At 66.3% G+C, this 2851-nt stretch carries 3 protein-coding genes; all 3 read left to right on the top strand.

The window, feature by feature from the left end:
* The first annotated feature begins 178 nt into the window (after nt 1-178).
* Nucleotides 179-1309, top strand: coding sequence for an ROK family transcriptional regulator (locus EN935_RS29650; protein WP_109660675.1), 1131 nt, complete (start codon nt 179-181; stop codon nt 1307-1309).
* Entirely contained in the window at nt 1306-2106 is an 801-nt protein-coding gene (locus EN935_RS29645) for an ABC transporter permease (protein WP_109660676.1), read from the top strand. Before EN935_RS29650 ends, EN935_RS29645 begins: the two co-directional genes overlap by 4 nt.
* A gap of 11 nt (nt 2107-2117) precedes the next feature.
* Nucleotides 2118-2851, top strand: a 734-nt coding sequence (locus EN935_RS29640; RefSeq protein ID WP_164771432.1) for an ABC transporter ATP-binding protein, incomplete at its 3' end; no start/stop codon positions are given.

Raw genomic sequence — 2851 nt, 5'->3', positions numbered from 1 at the left:
GTCCGGGAATACCGGCCCTTGCCCCAGCCTGCAGTCCCCTCCGCATCCATGCCGCCTAATTCCTGCGATAGGGAAGGGTGAAACCCAAGTGCATCGACGTCTGTCGCGAAGCCGTGCTTTGCCGTGCTTGACAGGCATAATTAATTTATTAACATTAGAAAATAATAGGGAGGAAGGAATGGGCGCGCATCACGGAGCGATCCTGCGAATCCTGCGCGACGACGGTCCGCAGTCGCGCGCCGAACTGGCGCGGCGCACCTCGCTGTCGCCCACCGCCCTTACCCATCTGATGGCCCATCTCCTGAGGGGGGGCACCGTGGTCGAGCTCAACCAGGCTGTCGCGGGCGATGCGCCCGTCGGCCGGCCCGCGATCGGGGTTGCACTGGTGCCCGACGCCCTGTCCGTGGTTGGCGTGCACATCGGCGCTGGAACCATCCACGCCACCATCACCGATCTCAGGGCCGCCTCGAAGGCCATGGCCTCGCAGCATTTCGACACCGCCACCAGCGAACCCGCCGCGGTGATCGGCATGGTGGTGCGGATCGTCGAGCAATTGATCAAGAAGACCGGCGTTGCCCGTTCGCGTCTCATCGGCCTCGGGCTCGGCGTGCCGGGACCGGTGGACACCAAGCGGCGGCGCAACCTGCAGTCGGTCAACTATGACTGGAAGGACGTGCCGTTCGCCGACGAGCTCGAAACGGCGCTGCGCATGCCGGTGGTGGTCGAGCACAATGTCAGCGCGATGGCGCTGGCGGAATCGCGCTACGGCATCGGGCGCGACACGACCGCACTGCTCTACATCTATTTGCGCACCGGCCTCGGCGCCGGCCTGGTGATCAACGGCATGCCGTTCCGCCCCGGCGGCTACGGGGCCGTCGAGCTCGGCCATGTCCAGGTGGTCGAAGATGGCGAGCGTTGCGCTTGCGGCAATGTGGGCTGCCTGGAGACGTTCCTGTCCGAACGCGCGCTGGCCCGCGCCGCCCATATCGACACGCCTCATCCCAGGCACCTGCTGGCCGCGGTGGAGAAATACCCCGAGGTGTGGGACGCCGCGCTCCGGCATCTGACGACGGCGATCGCGACGGCGACCAACCTGCTCAATCCCGACCTGATCGTCTTTGGCGGTCATCTGGCCGAAGCGCCGGAAAGCTTCATCGATCACATAAGGCGGGGTGTTCCGCCGCGCGTCCTGCCGCCGATGCGCGACGTGCTGCGGGTCGAGCGGTCGAGCCTCGGTCCCGGTGCCGGCGCCATCGGTGCTGCCGCGGCGGCGCTCGACCATTTTTTCTACTCGGGAGTGTCGCGATGAGCGGCTCGAAGACGACAGGCTCCAGCGGCGGGCCGCCGGAAGGTTCGGGCGTCGATTACTCCGGCCTTGCGCTCAATCTTTGCGGGCTCGTCGCCGGCATTGCCATCTGGTGGGTGCTGACGGCAGGCGGCGCGGTGGGGCTGCCGCCGCCGCCGCAGGTCGCGTCAAGGTTTGCCGATCTCATCGCCAACGGGCAGCTCGCCACCGACATCATGTCCAGCCTGGCGCGGGTGCTGACCGGCTTTCTCCTCGGCGTCATCCTGGCGATCCCGGTCGGCTTCGTCATGGGTTGGTACAAGGTCGCGCGTTCGCTCATCGAGCCGTATCTGCAGTTCTTCCGCATGATCCCGCCGCTTGCCATCATTCCGCTGGCGATCGTGACGATGGGCATCGACGAGACGCCGAAAATCTTCGTCATCTTCCTGGCGTCCTTCCTGGCCAGCGTCGTCGCCACCTATCAGGGCGTCATCAGCGTCGACAAGACGATGATCAACGCAGCGCGCGTGCTCGGCGCGGGGGATCTGACCATCTTCCTGCGCGTCATCATTCCCGCGTCGACGCCGTTCATCCTGGTTGGTGTGCGCATCGGCCTCGGCTCGGCCTGGGCGACGCTGGTCGCCGCAGAACTGATCGCCGCGCAGACCGGCCTCGGCTTCCGCATGCAGCAGGCGCAGCTCTACTACGACCTACCGACCATCTTCGTCAGCCTGATCACCATCGGCATTCTCGGCCTTGCCATGGATCGCATCCTCTTGGTGATCGAGCGCCGGCTCACCGTCTGGCAGGAGCGCGTGTGATGCCGCCCAAGATCGTCCCAAAGATCGTCTTCGACAATGTGACGCGCCGGTTCGACCTCAAGGACAATGCTTTCATCGCGCTCGACCGGCTGTCGCTCGACATCGCCGACGGCGAGTTCGTCACCGTGGTCGGCCCGTCCGGCTGCGGCAAGTCGACGGCGCTCAACATCGCGGCCGGCCTGCTGAAGCCGAGCGAGGGCACCGTGCTGGTCGACGGCAAGGCGGTCGAGGGGCCGGGCCCGGAGCGCGGCATGATCTTTCAGCAATATGCGCTGTTTCCCTGGCTCACCGTGCGCCAGAACGTCGAGTTCGGGCTGCGCATCAAGGGCGAGGGGGCGGCGCGCCGCAGGCAGATCGCCGAGCGCTTCATCGACCTTGTCGGCCTCGGCGACTTCGCCGATGCGTTGCCGAAGACGCTGTCTGGCGGCATGAAGCAGCGCTGCGCGATTGCCCGGGCCTACGCGGTGGATCCGTCCATCCTGCTGATGGACGAGCCCTTCGGCGCGCTCGACGCGCTGACCCGCGTGCAGCTCCAGGACCAGTTGCTCGACACCTGGAGCCGGGAGCGGCGCACCGTGATGTTCATCACCCACGATGTCGACGAGGCGGTCTATCTCGCCAACCGCGTCATCGTCATGGCGGCGCGGCCCGGCCGGCTGAAGGAGATCATCGAGGTCGGCCTGCCTTACCCAAGGACCGAGGAAATCCGGCTTTCAGCCGCGTTCATGAGCATCCGCAACCGCGT

Source organism: Mesorhizobium sp. M7D.F.Ca.US.004.03.1.1 (assembly GCF_003998635.1).
GTDB lineage: Bacteria > Pseudomonadota > Alphaproteobacteria > Rhizobiales > Rhizobiaceae > Mesorhizobium > Mesorhizobium loti.
Note: the sequence above shows the minus strand (reverse complement) of the source record. Positions and strands in the feature narration are given on the sequence as shown.